Source organism: Pseudomonas sp. TMW22080 (assembly GCF_022496745.1).
GTDB lineage: Bacteria > Pseudomonadota > Gammaproteobacteria > Pseudomonadales > Pseudomonadaceae > Aquipseudomonas > Aquipseudomonas bubulae.
Window position 1 is genome coordinate 517,660 of sequence record NZ_SCFF01000005.1, and the last position, 14,507, is coordinate 532,166.

General features: G+C 60.6%; 9 protein-coding genes. 6 read left to right on the forward strand and 3 right to left on the reverse strand.

Going from position 1 to position 14,507, the window contains the following annotated elements:
• The first annotated feature begins 189 nt into the window (after positions 1-189).
• The gene (locus EQV96_RS19305; RefSeq protein ID WP_240882261.1) at positions 190-5,079 is read left to right on the forward strand and encodes an alpha-2-macroglobulin; all 4,890 of its coding nucleotides are present in this window, start codon (positions 190-192) and stop codon (positions 5,077-5,079) included.
• An 868-nt stretch (positions 5,080-5,947) separates the two neighbouring features.
• Here EQV96_RS19305 and EQV96_RS19310 read toward each other — a convergent pair.
• Complete coding sequence (locus tag EQV96_RS19310) at positions 5,948-6,241, reverse strand: hypothetical protein (RefSeq protein ID WP_240882262.1); 294 nt, start codon at positions 6,239-6,241, stop codon at positions 5,948-5,950.
• 115 nt (positions 6,242-6,356) lie between these two features.
• Between EQV96_RS19310 and pbpC the strand changes: the two genes are divergently transcribed.
• From pbpC to EQV96_RS19325, 4 genes are all read left to right on the forward strand, one after another.
• Positions 6,357-8,669, forward strand: a complete 2,313-nt coding sequence (gene pbpC / locus EQV96_RS19315) for a peptidoglycan glycosyltransferase PbpC (protein WP_095019757.1) — start codon at positions 6,357-6,359, stop codon at positions 8,667-8,669.
• A 434-nt stretch (positions 8,670-9,103) separates the two neighbouring features.
• A complete protein-coding gene (locus EQV96_RS23295; RefSeq protein WP_346769630.1) occupies positions 9,104-9,511 on the forward strand; it encodes a hypothetical protein in 408 nt (135 codons plus the stop codon).
• Entirely contained in the window at positions 9,475-10,596 is a 1,122-nt protein-coding gene (locus tag EQV96_RS19320; RefSeq protein WP_346769631.1) for a collagen-like triple helix repeat-containing protein, read from the forward strand. Before EQV96_RS23295 ends, EQV96_RS19320 begins: the two co-directional genes overlap by 37 nt.
• Positions 10,597-10,789: 193 nt before the next feature.
• Entirely contained in the window at positions 10,790-12,472 is a 1,683-nt protein-coding gene (locus tag EQV96_RS19325) for a POTRA domain-containing protein (protein ID WP_095027243.1), read from the forward strand.
• 60 nt (positions 12,473-12,532) lie between these two features.
• Here EQV96_RS19325 and EQV96_RS19330 read toward each other — a convergent pair whose 3' ends face one another.
• Positions 12,533-12,946, reverse strand: a complete 414-nt coding sequence (locus EQV96_RS19330; RefSeq protein ID WP_095001042.1) for a response regulator — start codon at positions 12,944-12,946, stop codon at positions 12,533-12,535.
• Between the two features lie 48 nt (positions 12,947-12,994).
• Positions 12,995-13,216 carry a Flp family type IVb pilin gene (locus EQV96_RS19335; RefSeq protein ID WP_095020821.1) on the reverse strand — a complete coding sequence of 74 codons (222 nt, stop codon included), beginning with the start codon at positions 13,214-13,216 and terminating at the stop codon, positions 12,995-12,997.
• Positions 13,217-13,549: 333 nt separating this feature from the next.
• Between EQV96_RS19335 and cpaB the strand changes: the two genes are divergently transcribed.
• Complete coding sequence (gene cpaB / locus EQV96_RS19340; RefSeq protein ID WP_095001044.1) at positions 13,550-14,479, forward strand: Flp pilus assembly protein CpaB; 930 nt, start codon at positions 13,550-13,552, stop codon at positions 14,477-14,479.
• Positions 14,480-14,507: the final 28 nt, after the last annotated feature.

The window sequence follows — 14,507 nt, forward strand, 5'->3', positions numbered from 1 at the left end:
CAGGCTCCTTGGGGGAGCGCGATTGTAGCCGCAAAGCCTGCCCTCACCCCAACCCTCTCCCGGAGGGCGAGGGGGCTGATCTGCGCTTTTGTCCCCTCTCCCTTCGGGAGAGGGCTAGGGTGAGGGGCTCTTGATCTTCATCCAGCTGTTATATAGTCAACCCTTAACTGCCCGGTAAACGAGTACACCATGCTGAACAAAGGACTGCTTTTGGCCTGCACGCTGGCGCTGCTGAGCGCTTGTGATTCTTCCAGCGTCGACAAACCCGCCACGCCACAGGTGGCCACGAGCCAGCCGGCTAAACCGGTACAGGACGTCAAAGTGCTGGCCGGGCGTTATGCCGGGCGCGAGTTGAGTGTGGTAGACGTCTCTGAAGTGCAGCTGGACGGGGCCAGTACCTTGTCCGTGAGCTTTTCAGTGCCGCTGGACCCGCAGCAGAACTTTGCCGACAAACTGCATCTGGTGGACGCCAAGGCCGGCAAGGTCGATGGCGCCTGGGAGCTGTCGGACAATCTGATGGAGTTGCGCTTGCGCCACCTTGAGCCGCAGCGCAAGCTGATCCTTACCGTCGACCCCGGCCTGCGCGCCGTCAACGATGCCAAGCTCGCCGCCGAATACGTCAGTCGCCTGGAAACCCGCGACCTGCAACCCACGGTCGGCTTCGCCAGCCGTGGCAACCTGCTGCCCACGCGCCTGGCCGAAGGTCTGCCGGTGATCGCGCTGAACGTCGACAAGGTCGATGTCGAGTTCTTTCGGGTCAAACCCGAGTCGCTGCCGGCGTTTCTCAGCCAGTGGGGGCGCAACAGCAGCCTGCAAAGCTACGAAGCCAGGGATCTGCTGAATATGGCCGATCTGGTTTACAGCGGCCGTTTTGACTTGAACCCGGCGCGCAATACCCGGGAAACCCTGATCCTGCCCACGGCCGGGATCAAGCCCTTGCAGCAGCCGGGAGTTTATCTGGCGGTGATGACCGCCTCCGGCAGTTACAACTATTCGACCCCAGCCACCTTGTTTACCCTCAGCGATATCGGCCTTTCGGTGCATCGCTACCAAAAGCGCCTGGATGTGTTCACACAGGCCCTGGAAGGTGGCAGTGCACTGAGCGGCATCGATCTCGAGTTGCTTGATGGCAAGGGCAAGATGCTTGGCCAGGGCAAGACGGGCAAGGAAGGGCATGCCGAGCTGGCCTTGCCACCCAAGGCCGAAGTGCTGCTGGCGCGCCAGGGCGACCAGACCAGCCTGTTGCGCTTGAACACGGCGGCGCTGGATCTGGCCGAATTCGATATCGGCGGCCCGCAGGCGCATCCGTTGCAGTTCTTTGTATTTGGCCCCCGTGATCTGTATCGCCCCGGCGAAACCGTGCTGCTCAATGCCTTGCTGCGCGACCGCGACGGCAACCCGGTCAAGCCGCAGCCGGTCAGCGTCGAGGTGCGTCGCCCGGACGAGCAGGTGAGCCGCAAGTTCGTCTGGACGCCGGATGCTTCCGGTCTGTATCAGTACCCGCTGCAACTGGCCGCCGAAGCGCCGACCGGGCGCTGGCAACTGGTGTTCGACTTTGGTGACGGCAAGCCGCAGCTGTACGAGTTTTTGGTCGAGGACTTTTTACCCGAGCGCATGGCACTTGAACTCAAGGGCAGCGATACCCCGCTGAGCCCCGGGCAAACCGCTGAAATCCAGGTTGCCGGGCGTTACCTGTACGGTGCTCCGGCAGCCGGTAACCGCTTGAGCGGGCAGGTCTATGTGCGGCCATTGCGCGAGGCGGTCAGTGCCTTGCCGGGCTATCAGTTCGGTTCGGTGACAGAACCGGAGCTGACCCAGGATCTGGAGCTGGACGAAAGCGTGCTCAACGCCGATGGCAAGCAAACCCTCAGCATCGACAGCCAGTGGAGCGATGCCAAATCGCCGCTGCAACTGATTGTTCAGGCCAGTTTGCAGGAGTCGGGCGGGCGCCCGATTACCCGTCGCCTGGTGCAGCCGGTATGGCCGGCAGACCGTCTGCCGGGGCTGCGTGGCCTGTTTGACGGTGCTGAAACCGATGGCGACGGCCCGGTTGAGTTCGAGCTGCTGGTGGCTGACAGCCAGGGCAACAAATTGGCGGCCGACAACCTCAAGGTGCGTCTGGTGCGTGAACGCCGCGATTACTACTGGAACTACTCGGACAACGACGGCTGGAGTTATCACTACAACGAGAAGTTTCTGAACCTCAACGAAGAGACCCTCAGCCTCAAGGCGGGCGAAACCGCCAAGGTCAGCTTTCCGGTGGAGTGGGGCCCTTACCGCGTAGAGGTTGAAGACCCGCAAACCGGCTTGATCAGCAGCCTGCGTTTCTGGGCCGGTTATCGTGCCCAGGACAACGCCGAAGGCGGTGCCGTGCGCCCCGACCAGGTCAAGCTGGCGCTGGACAAGGCCGCTTATGCCGATGGCGATACGGCCAAGGTCACGGTCACGCCACCTGCGGCTGGCAAGGGCTACTTGCTGGTTGAAGGCTGCGATGGCCCGTTGTGGTGGCAGGAAATCGAAGTGCCGGCCGAGGGCAAGGCCTACGAAATCAGACTCGACCCGAGCTGGGCCCGGCATGACTTGTATATCAGTGCACTGGTGATCCGCCCCGGTGAGCGCAAGACCAATATCACTCCCAAGCGCGCTGTAGGGGTGCTGCACCTGCCCATCGATCGCAGCCAGCGCAAGTTGGCTCTTACGCTGGATGCCCCTGAAAAAATGCGTCCCAAGCAACCTCTGACGGTGAAGCTCTCGGCTAAAAATGCCGATGGCAGCATTCCCAAACAGGCCCATGTACTGCTGGCTGCCGTGGATGTGGGCGTGCTCAATATCACTGAGTACCCGACCCCCGACCCGTTCGCCAGCCTGTTCGGGCGCAAGGCCTATGGGGCGGATCAGCTGGATATTTACGGGCAGTTGATTGAGGCCGGGCAGGGCCGTCTGGCCAGCCTGGCGTTCGGCGGCGATGCGGCACTGGCCAAGGGCGGCAAGCGACCTGCCACCAGTGTCACCATCGTGGCGCTGCAAAGCGCACCGGTGACGCTCAACGAGCAGGGCGAAGGTGAAGTCAGTGTGGATATCCCTGACTTTAACGGCGAGTTGCGCTTGATGGCACAAGCCTGGACCGACGATCGCTACGGCATGGCCGAGGCCAGAACCGTGGTCGCAGCACCATTGGTGGCCGAGCTGGCTGCGCCGCGCTTTCTGGCCGGTGGCGACGAGACGCGGCTGGCGCTGGACCTGTCCAACCTCACCGACAAGCCGCAAACGCTGCACGTGAACCTTAACACCGAGGGGCAACTGAGCCTGCTGGGTGACGCGACACAGAACCTGACACTCAGCCCCGGCCAGCGCAGTACCTTGCAGGTTCCGGTCAAGGCGCTGGGCGGGTATGGCACCGGTGTGGTCAAGGTGACGGTCAATGGCCTGGACCTGCCGGGTGAAACCCTGGCGCCGTTCACCCGCGAATGGACGTTGGGGGTGCGCCCGGCGTATCCAGCATTGCTAAAGCATTACCGTGCTGTGCTCAACGACCAGCCCTGGAGCCTGCCCGAGGGCGAGCTGCAAGCCTTTGAACCGGCCGGGCGTGAAGCCTTGCTCAGCTTGTCGAGCCGCCCGCCGCTGAATCTTGGCGAGCAGATTCGTGCGCTCAAGGCTTACCCGTATGGCTGTTCCGAGCAAACCACCAGCGGCCTGTACCCGGCTCTGTATGCCGATGCAGCCCTGCTCAAACGCCTGGGCCTTGAAGGCGAGCCGGACACCGAGCGCAAACGCAAAATCGAGTTGGGTATCGAGCGCCTGCTGGGCATGCAGCGCTACAACGGCAGTTTTGGCCTGTGGGGCGCGGACGGTCAGGAAGAGTACTGGCTCACAGCCTATATCACCGACTTCCTGCTGCGCGCCCGCGATCAAGGCTACGCGGTACCTCCTGAGGCGCTGAAAAAGGCCAGCGAGCGGTTGCTGCGTTATGTGCAGGAACGCAACCTGATCGAGGCCGACTACAGCGACAACCTCGACCACACCCGCTTTGCCGTACAGGCCTATGCAGCGCTGGTCCTGGCCCGAAGCCAACAGGCGCCGCTGGGTGCGCTGCGCAGCATTTTTGAGCGCCGCAGCGATGCCCGTTCCGGTTTGCCTCTGGTGCAGTTGGCCATTGCCCTGCAGAAAATGGGCGATCAACCGCGCGCCGATCAAGCGTTGGTGGCGGGGTTGGCGGCGAAGCGCAAGGCTGATCAATGGCTGGGCGACTACGGCAGCCCGCTGCGCGATCAGGCGTTGATTCTGGCCTTGCTGGAAGAGAACAACCTGATGAGTGGTCAGCGTGAACAGCGACTGTTCGACCTGTCCGATCAACTGGCGGCGAGTCAGTGGCTGTCGACCCAGGAACGCAATTCACTGTTCCTCGCCGGTCGCGATTTGCTGGGCAAGCCTGAGGCCAGCTGGAGTGCGCAACTCACCAGTGGCGATCAGACCCGCGAGCTGAACAATGCCCGCTCAGGGCTTAAGCTCGACGGGCCGCTGCTAGCTTCGCCCCTGAGCCTGCGTAACGCAGGCAGCGCGCCGATTTATCAACAGCTGACGATTTCGGGTTATCCACAGCACGCCCCGGCGGCGGGCGGCGAAAACATGAGCATTCGCCGCGACTACCTGGGTATGAACGGTGAGCCGCTGGATCTCAAGGCGCTGAAAAGTGGTGATCTGGTGCTGGTGCATCTGGCCGTGACGGCCAAGCAGCAAGTGCCTGATGCGCTGGTGGTGGATTTGCTGCCGGCAGGCCTGGAGCTGGAAAACCAGAACCTGGGGCAGAGCGCGGCCAGCCTTGAAAACGCCAGTACTCAAGTGAAGCAATGGCGCGAGTCGATGCAGAACGCCAGCGTGCAGCATCAGGAGTATCGGGATGATCGTTATGTGGCGGCAGTCAAACTGGATGGCTACGGGACCACGCACCTGCTGTACCTGGCCCGTGCAGTGACACCAGGTACCTATCGGGTGCCGCCGCCGCAAGTGGAGTCGATGTACCGGCCCAACTGGCAGGCCGTGGGGGATGCGGTGGGGGAGATGGTGATCAAGGGGCGTTAGGTCTGTGGCCGCGGTAGGGTTTAGCAGGTACACCGGGTACATATCCGGCATTCGCGTTTGAACGGGATATTGGTTTCGCCCTTACGGCGAGTCACTTTTTCCAGACGCCGAAAAAGTAACCAAAAAGGCTTGCCCCTGGCGTACGGCCTTCGCTGCGCTCAGGTTCCCTCGCTCCGGTCCCGCTCCGTGGGCACGCCGCCACGGGCCATCCTTGGCCCATCGCGGCTCTCCCGGCATCCATGCCGGGAGGCCCACTGCGCAGAACCTCCTCTCGGCCTCCCGATGGGGCGGGCAGATCAACAGCCGTCGAGGCGGCCGACCGGCCGGCCTGTTTGAATACAGGATCTGCGACCGACATATTTCCCTGTGGGAGCCGGGCTTGCCCGCGATGCAGGCACCTCGTTCTATCTGGAGGAACAAAGTGCTGGCATCGCGGGCAGGCCCGCTCCCACAAGAGTTGGTGTTGGTTAAATTTTTTGCTTTTGCTTTTGCTTTTGCTTTTGTTGTGGCCACTCGATTGTGCAGGCGACGCGAATGCCCCTCACAGAAGGCCGAACGTAGGTGCTGTTATGGGGGTGGCGCGGCAGGACGCCGCGCCAGCCGCGATGGGCCATGGATGGCCCGTCGCGGCGTGCCCCCATAACAGTGCCGGAGAGAGGGAACCGGGGAGCCTTGGCGAGTCGGCCGTATGGTAGGGCGAGGACTTTTTGGTTCCTTTTTGGTCCTTCAAAAAGGGACTCGCCGTAAGGGCGAAACCGATACTTCAGTTAACCGCAGATGCCGGATATGTACCCGATGTACCGCTTAAACCGCCACAGCGGCTAAAGCGGCTACAGGTTTGGCGCATCGCTCCCACAGGAGTAAGAGCTCAACTGATGATCCAGCTCAAGAGCCACAGCCCCAGCACCAGCCAGATCACACCGCCGATGATCGAGGCGCGGATAAAGGCGCGCACGGCGTTGTACAAAAACAACAGGCCGATGATCAACACCGCAATGCTGATGATCGAGGTGTCCATGCCCAACGCCCGGGCCATGCCGTCGATAAAGTTGCTGCCTGCCTCAGTGATGGTGCCGAACAGGCCGTTCAGGGTCTCGACGATAAAACGCACCAGCGTGCCCAGCCACAGGCCAAGATTTCCAATAAAACTTTCGACGTGCATGGTCAGGTTCCGATGAGTAAGGTGGCCACTGTGCCAGATATACACATTAGGCATCCATTCATGGTGCAAGTTGCGTAGCGAGTGAGTTTGAGTGGGGCCAGGGATCAAAAAATTACTGGGTTGGACGGCTGGCGGCCTGCTGGCGCTGTGTACGTTGCTGTGGCTGGCTGACAGGATCTGGCCGCTGCCGTTGCCCAAGGATGACCAGGCCCGCGTTGTCCTGGCCGAAGACGGCACGCCACTGTGGCGCTTTGCCGATGCCAACGGTGTGTGGCGCTACCCGGTGCATGTCGAAGACGTGTCGCCGCTGTACCTGGATGCCTTGCTGACCTACGAGGACCGCTGGTTCTTTCAACACCCCGGGGTCAACCCGCTGGCGCTGGGCCGTGCGGCCTGGCAAAACCTTAGCGGCGGGCGGGTGTTATCAGGCGGTAGCACGTTGTCGATGCAGGTTGCACGCCTGCTCGATCCCCATGAGCGGACGTTGCCTGGCAAATTGCGTCAGCTATGGCGCACCGCTCAGCTGGAATGGCATCTGAGCAAGCCGCAGATTCTTGAGCTGTACCTCAATCGCGCGCCATTTGGCGGTACCCTGCAGGGTGTTGCTGCGGCCAGTTGGGCCTATCTGGGCAAAGCGCCGCAACAGCTCACCCGGTCAGAGGCAGCCCTGCTCGCCGTGTTGCCACAAGCGCCGAGCCGCTTGCGCCCCGACCGTCACCCGCAACGCGCACAAGTGGCGCGCGACAAGGTGCTGCGTCGCCTGGCCGAGTACCGGGTGTGGCCACAGCCGGCGGTGGATGAAGCTCTGGAGGAGCCGCTGCTGCTGGCACCGCGCCTTGAACCGAGCCTTGCACCCTTGCTGGCGCGACGCCTTAACCGCCCCGGCAGCCCGCCACTGATCCGTACCATGATCGACGCCAGTTTGCAGCGTCGCCTCGAAGACTTGCTGCTGGGCTGGCGCGCCCGTTTGCCCGATCACACCTCGGCGGCCATTGTGGTGGTCGAAACCGAAAACATGGCCGTACGCGCCTATCTGGGGTCGGTGGACATCAACGATGCACGCCGCTTTGGCCATGTCGACATGATCACCGCCATGCGCTCGCCGGGCTCGACCCTCAAGCCGTTTTTGTACGGCATGGCCATGGATGCTGGGCTGATTCACTCTGAATCGCTGCTGCAGGATGTGCCGCGGCGTTATGGCGACTATCGTCCGGGCAACTTCTCCATGGGTTTCAGCGGGCCGGTATCGGCCAGTGCCGCGCTGGTCACTTCGCTCAACTTGCCCGCTGTACAACTGCTTGAAGCCTATGGGCCCAAGCGTTTTGCCGCCGATATGCGCAACGGTGGCGTGCCCTTGAGTTTGCCAGCACTGGCCGAGCCCAATCTGGCGCTGATTCTGGGCGGCGCCGGCAGCCGTCTGGAAGATCTGGTCAGCGGTTACAGCGCCCTTGCACGTGAAGGGCGCAGCGCCAACCTGCGGCTGCAACCCGACGACGAACTGCGCGAGCGGCGCATGCTGTCGCCGGGGGCGGCATGGGTGATACGGCGCATCCTCAGCGGGCAGGCGCGGCCTGACCGCGACCCCCATGCCGACCTGGTGCTGCGCCCGCAACTGGCCTGGAAGACCGGTACCAGTTATGGCTTTCGCGATGCGCTGGCGATCGGTGTTGGGCCGCGTTACCTGATCGGTGTGTGGATCGGTCGCCCGGATGGAACCCCCGTGCCGGGGCAGTTCGGCCTGGCGTCGGCGGCTCCCTTGATGCTGCAAGTCCACGACGTATTGAGCAACCGCGACAACCAGCGTGGCATTGTCGCGCCAGTACAGGCGGTGCCGGACAGTGTTGGGGTGGCAGCGATTTGCTGGCCATTGGGGCAGCCCATGAACAAGAGCGATGCCAATTGTCGTCGCCAGCGGTTTGCCTGGACCCTGGATCACACCACGCCGCCGACCTTGCTGGCGGCGGATCAACCTCTGGGTGTGGGCCTGCGCGAAATCATCCGGGTCAATCCGCAAGGCTTGCGTGTTGGCCCGCAATGCGCCGACGGGCAACAACACGAGGTGGCATTGTGGCCAGCCCCCCTTGAGCCCTGGCTACCCAGGGTAGAGCGACGTGAAGCGCGGCTGCCTGCGGCTTCCACACAATGCCCGCCACCGGCCTTGAGTGCGCTGACCCCGCTGTCGATTGTCGGTGTACGTGACGGCGACCGACTGCGCCGTCCTGCTGCCAGCCAGGCGATGTTGCGCCTGGCGCTATCGGCCTTGGGCGGTGAAGGTCGGCGCTGGTGGTTTATCAATGGCGCGCCGCTGGGCGACAGTGCACAACCAGAGGTATTCAACACCAGCCTGGAACTACCAGGGCGTTATGAGCTGAGCGTGCTCGATGAAAGCGGGCAGACTGCCCGTGTCGAGTTCAGTGTGGTGGAGTAACAGCCCCTCTTTGTGCCTGTTTTACGCACTGAATATCAACTTGAAACCCGTCAATTATGCTTATACCTAAAGTAGAGTCGCTGCTGGCAGTGTTTTTTCGGGGAAGTAATGGCGTTGATATATATGGTTTTTTTACTGGCGTTTAAAACCAAAGTATTAATCATCAAGAAGGGGGCGAGGTGTTTTATATAAGGGGTTAATACCAAGTTGTGAATTGTTTGATAAGGCCCGCGGCGTTGTTATGTACCCAACGGACGAACGTATCCCCGACACAGAGCAGGGAACTTCGAACTCAGGCATAACAGGTGCAAGGGACTTAATCATGAATACTCAACTTTTTCTGAAAACCAGCACAGCGCTCCTCTTGGTCATGACTGTCAGCCTGGCTGGCTGCAGCGGCGGCGGTGGCGGCCACAAGAGCTATGTAGCCAGCAGTGATACCGGTACTGACGCAGGTACTGGCGGTGGCACTGACGGCGGGACTGACGGTGGTACAGGCGGTGGCACAGACGGCGGCACTGGCGGCGGTACCGGTGGTGGTACAGACGGCGGTACTGGCGGTGGAACTGGTGGTGGTACAGACGGCGGTACTGGCGGTGGAACTGGTGGTGGTACAGGCGGCGGTACTGGTGGTGGTACAGGTGGTGGTACTGGTGGTGGAACTGGTGGTGGAACTGGCGGTGGAACCGGTGGCGGCACTGGCGGCACTGGCGGCACCGGCGGTACAGGCGGTACAGGCGGTACAGGCACAACTCCTCTGGTTACAGGTCAGGTCGCAGGTCAGGTCGGCAGCGCCCTTGGCGGCGTGGGCACCACGGTCAGCGGGGTTGGTGGCACCCTGAGCACCGTGCCTGTGGTCGGTACCGTGGCTGGCGGCCTGGTGACCAATACCGGCAATGCCGTGACCTCCGTAACAGATGGCATTACTGGTGGCCTGGGCTCGCTGGGTACCGACAAGAACTCCCTCGGCCTGACTGTCGGTGGTGTTACCAACGCGGTTGGTGATGTAGGCAAAGGCGTTTCGTCAGTGGGTACCGGTCTGAGCACCGTGCTGGACAACACCCCGATCAGCCAGATTCCGCTGGTGGGTGGCGTGGTTGGCAAGGTGACTGATACCACGGGCGGGCTGGTCAACAAAGTGGGCACCACGGTGACCATGATCGGCAATACCCTGACCACCGATGTGAGCAGTGGCAAGCTGGGCGCCTTGACCGGCGGCGTAAATGACAAGGTGCTGGTGCCGGTGATTTCCCTGGTCGAGAACGTCACGGGCAAAGTGGGCACCACCACAGGGCTGGGGGCACCGGTAGATGGTCTGCTGAACAAAGTAGGCGGCACCGTGAGCGGCCTCGGCGACAAGGTGACAGCTACCGGCGGCGACAACCCGGTGACTTCTCTGGTCGGTGGTGTGCTGACCGGTGTAGGCGGTGCGGTTGACAAGGCTGGCGGCTACGTGAATCCGGCAGCGGGCTCCACAGGCAGCGGTACTGGTACTGGTACCGGGACAGGGCTGGGTGGTCTGCTGGGCGGGCTGGGTGTGGGCGCAAGCGCCGGGGCCGGTGTAGGTGCCGGTGCCGGGGTTAGTACAGGCGGTGTGAGCGCAGGTGCGGGGGCCGGTGCAGGCGCTGGTGTAGGCGCCGGGGTTGGCGGTCTGCTGGGCGGTCTGGGTGTGGGGGCAAGCACTGGCGGCAGTGTCGGAGCTGGTGCTGACACTACAGGTGCAAGTGCAGGTGCAGGTGCAGTCGGTGGTGTTGGCGGTGTCGTCGGTGGGGTAGTTGGTGGTCTTGGCGGCTTGCTGGGTGTCAAAGTGGACTCAGTCAACAACACTGTCGATACAACAGCAGGAGCCGCGGGCGCTGGTACAGGCGGTCTGGGCGGGGTACTTGGGGGCGTGGTTGGCGGGCTGGGCAACTTGGGCAAGAAATAACTGAAGAATATTGCACCTGGCCGGTTCGACGGCCTTACCTACAGCGCCTACGCTTGGTTGGGACGAGAGATTCAGATGAGTCTCTCGTCTTTTTTCATGTGCAGATTGTAGGACTGATGCTCGGGCCGCTTTGCAAAGCATTCTAAAAATAAAGCCCCTCGTTATGTCGCCGTAGTTGAACATGGAGTGTCCTATGCGTAATTGCGTTCCCTTTTTGTTGTTGGCTCTGGCCCCGTATGCGGGTGCCGAGACCCTTCCGCGTTTTCTCAACAGCAATGACAGCATGCAAACCCTGCCCACGCCCAACCTGCCGGTGGATGCCTATCGCCCTGCGGCGCCTGCGCTGGAGCTACCCAAGCCGGCGGCTGCACAACCCCGGCCACTGGAAATGGGTACCCGCCTGACCATTCGCAAGTTGCAGATCGAAGGTGGCACGATCTATCCGTTGCCAGAGCTGGGGGCGGTGTACAAACCGCTGCTGGGCCATGAAATCACCCTGGCCGAACTGATCGAGGCCACACGCAAGATCACCAAGCGTTACCAGGACGATGGCTATTTATTGTCCTATGCGTTTTTGCCTCAGCAGAACTTCGACCAGGGCCTGGTGCGTGTGGTGCTGGTTGAAGGCTATATCAGCGAGTACAAGGTTGACGGCGATATCGGGCGGGTCAAAGGGTTTGTGGATGAGCTGGTCGATAAGCTCAAGGGCGAACGCCCGCTGACCCGCAAGACGTTCAACCGCTACAGCACGCTGTTGAGCCGCATCCCCGGCGTCACCCTGGAGGCGCAAGTGCCACCACCCGGCACCACCGATGGTGCATCGACGCTGAGTATCAGTGCCAGCCGCAAGCCCTTCACCACCAGCATGAGCCTGGTCGAAGGCAATCGCAGCAGCACCCAGGCGCTGCTGGCGGCCAGCAGCAATTCGCAAACGGCCATGGCCGAACAATTGACCCTGAGCGGGTTGTTTCCCCCGGGCAATGACAAGGAGCACTACTACCGCCTTGATTACAGCCAGTACCTCAACGCGGAAGGCACGCAGTTGAACCTGTTTGGTTCCAGTTATCGCAGTGATCCAAGTACCAGTATCGTCACCAGCGACGGTTTTGAACTCAAGCCCCATCGCGAGAATGACCGCTTTTCGATCGGTATCAGCCATCCATTGATCGCTGCTCCGAATCAATGGCTCAGCGCCGCCGCGCGTTTCTACGGGGTCAATGACAAGACTGACTACGAGATCGTCGGCTACGGGCAGACCATCAGTGACAAAACCAACGTGCGGGCACTGGCGTTTGAGGGCGACTGGCGCAAGTCCGATGCCAAACAACTGCGCATCGTCAGTGCCGGCTTGTACCAGGGCATAGATGGCATGGGTGCCAAGAGCGAGACCAACCTGACCGGCACGCAGTACGATCTGGACTTCTTCCGTTTGCGTCTGTCGGGCGTGCAGAGTAACGGCTACTTCGACAATTGGCAGGGGGTGATATCGGGCGCTCTTTACTGGAGTGACGACACCCTGCCTGACAGCGAAAGGGCGGTATTTGGCGGGCAGAACTTCGGTCGCGGCTACCCGGACGATCAGGCATCCGGCGACAAGGGCTGGGGGGCGGCATACGAACTTAACTACAGCTTCAATCGCGAGGGTGAATGGGTCAAGTTGCTGCAACCCTATGCCGTCGTGGACAGGGCCAAAGTCTGGTACAACGAGTTGCCGTTAAAAGGTTCGGATATGTCTTCGGCAGCACTGGGCTTGCGTTTTGGTGACAAGCGCTATTACAACGTTGCCCTGGAAGTTGCCAAGCCCATGTCGGATATAGCGCTGGACAGTTTTAATCGCCGGCCGCGATATACATTGAGTTTTAGCTATCAGTTGTAGTGTGTGACCGTAAAAGCCCGCCTCCCCAAGTCAGGGGGGCGGGCTTTTATAGTATGGGGGTCAAGTTCTTGCCAGGTGTAAGTGTGTGGGCTGTGGAAAGAGGTTTTCGAGGGTGTCGAGCAGGCGCACGTGGTAGATGGGTTTGCGAAACAGGTCCAGCACCTGCAGGCGCAGAAGGTCGCTTACATCGTCCATATCGGCGTGCCCGGAAATGACAATCACCGGCAAATGCTGGCGCGATGTGTGCTCGCGCAGGCGCTTGATCAGCGCAATACCGCTCTCTTCCGGCATGCGCAGGTCGGTGATGACCAGCGCAATATCCGGATGTTGGGTCAACTGCGAAAGGGCGAGTTTGACTGAAGTTGCCGTATAGCAACAAAAGCCCTCGCCCTCCAGCAGCTCAGCCAACTCCAGCAGTGCGTCCTCTTCGTCATCCACCAGGAGAAGCTGTTGGCGTGATGGGGAGAGAGGCATGTTGAGTACTCTTATAGCGGTTGAATTTAACAGCTCCGCGATGAGGTGTTAAGCAGGAGGGTTTAGACCAGTTTTGATTTTGGTAAATATACCGGTAACTGCAGTTTGCACATCAGGCGAAAGCCCCGCAATAACCACCGCCACCATCGCTGCAATAATTGCATATTCAATACCCGAAGCGCCTTCGGTCCGTTTTGCAAACAACTTGGCTTGGCGCGCTACAAATACCTGGGCAGGTACATACACTTTCAGAACAGTATTTAATATCATCTGACTTCTCCTTAGTGCGCCGGGGCGGGCACTGCGTAACTTGGGTGCAGGGTGATTCCCACCTGCAGTCACAGCATTGGCAATAAATGACTTTCCCACAACTGTATCATTGGACTAATCACAAAGTATTAATCCAAATGACTATTTAAAAAATGCGTGTCAAATCAAACTATTCACAATTGATTAGAGATTTTTTAGTTCGCTAATGGCATTTTGCTTTACCTGAGCTATTTTTAAATAGCGATTGGTTTCAAACGCATTAAAGGTTCGTAGCTGCCTGATTGTGAATGGGTTTTTTAGTCTGCAGTGCGCAGTGATAAAGGGAGTTTGTGCATGAACAATCGACGCAGTCTGATACTGGCCGCCATTTTGTTTGTCGGGGCAATTGCCGCCGGTTACTGGGGGCTGGTATTGAGTCGACAGCAGCCGGTCGCCGAAGTTCCGGTGGCTCAGTCTGTAGAACAAGGTGTAGCGGCCGTTGAAGACAAAACCCGCCAGGCGGTGGTGGTACTGGTTCGCGATGTCCCCCCGAATGTGGCCTTGACGGCCGATGACCTGACCCTGGAAAAACTCCGTACCGCCCCCGCTGGCAGCCTGACTGCCATCGATCAGGCGGTGGGCCGCACCCCGTGGCGCAGCCTGAGTGCAGGCACCTGGCTCAGTGATCAAAGCTTTGACGTGGGCGGGCCGCTGGCTCGCATGATTCGCCCGGATGAGCGCGCACTGGGGGTCATGATTGACGAGGTGTCCGCTGCGGGTGGGCAACTCAGCCCCGGTGATTACGTCGATATCCTGTTGTTTTTGCGTCAGGACAGTGGCAACCCTCAGCAGTCGGCCCAGGTGGTATTGCCGGCAGTGCGGGTGCTGAGCGTGGGGGGTGAACTGGGCTTGACCAGCGATGGCAAGTTGGCCAGCCAGCCGAAAAATGCCGAGGAAGCGCTCAAGCAAGAACAAAGCCGCATCAATGCGCGATCCGCAGTCCTGGCGGTTCCCGAGCAGCTTCTCAATCAACTGATGCTGGCGACCCAGGCAGGCACCCTGCGCCTGGCCGTGCGCAGTGCCGACGAGCAACGTTTGAGCAAATATTGGGCGGGCGAGCAGGAATCTGCGACTAATCTTGATAATGCCAAGCGCAGTCTCTATCAATTTAACCAGTTAGCCATGGCCAGTCCGGCAAGAGTGCCAGTCAGCAGCAATCCCGCTGTCGCCCCTCGGGTACGCGGTATTGAAGTGATCCGCGGCAATCAAACGGCTCAGCAGTAGGCCCAATAAAAATCCTTATCTGAAAGGA

Coding starts and splice junctions, on each gene's coding strand:
- EQV96_RS19305 (WP_240882261.1), top strand. CDS start 190: ATGCTGAACAAAGGACTGCTTTTGGCCTGCACGCTGGCGCTGCTGAGC.
- EQV96_RS19310 (WP_240882262.1), bottom strand. CDS start 6,241: ATGCACGTCGAAAGTTTTATTGGAAATCTTGGCCTGTGGCTGGGCACG.
- EQV96_RS19325 (WP_095027243.1), top strand. CDS start 10,790: ATGCGTAATTGCGTTCCCTTTTTGTTGTTGGCTCTGGCCCCGTATGCG.
- EQV96_RS19330 (WP_095001042.1), bottom strand. CDS start 12,946: ATGCCTCTCTCCCCATCACGCCAACAGCTTCTCCTGGTGGATGACGAA.
- EQV96_RS19335 (WP_095020821.1), bottom strand. CDS start 13,216: ATGATATTAAATACTGTTCTGAAAGTGTATGTACCTGCCCAGGTATTT.
- cpaB (WP_095001044.1), top strand. CDS start 13,550: ATGAACAATCGACGCAGTCTGATACTGGCCGCCATTTTGTTTGTCGGG.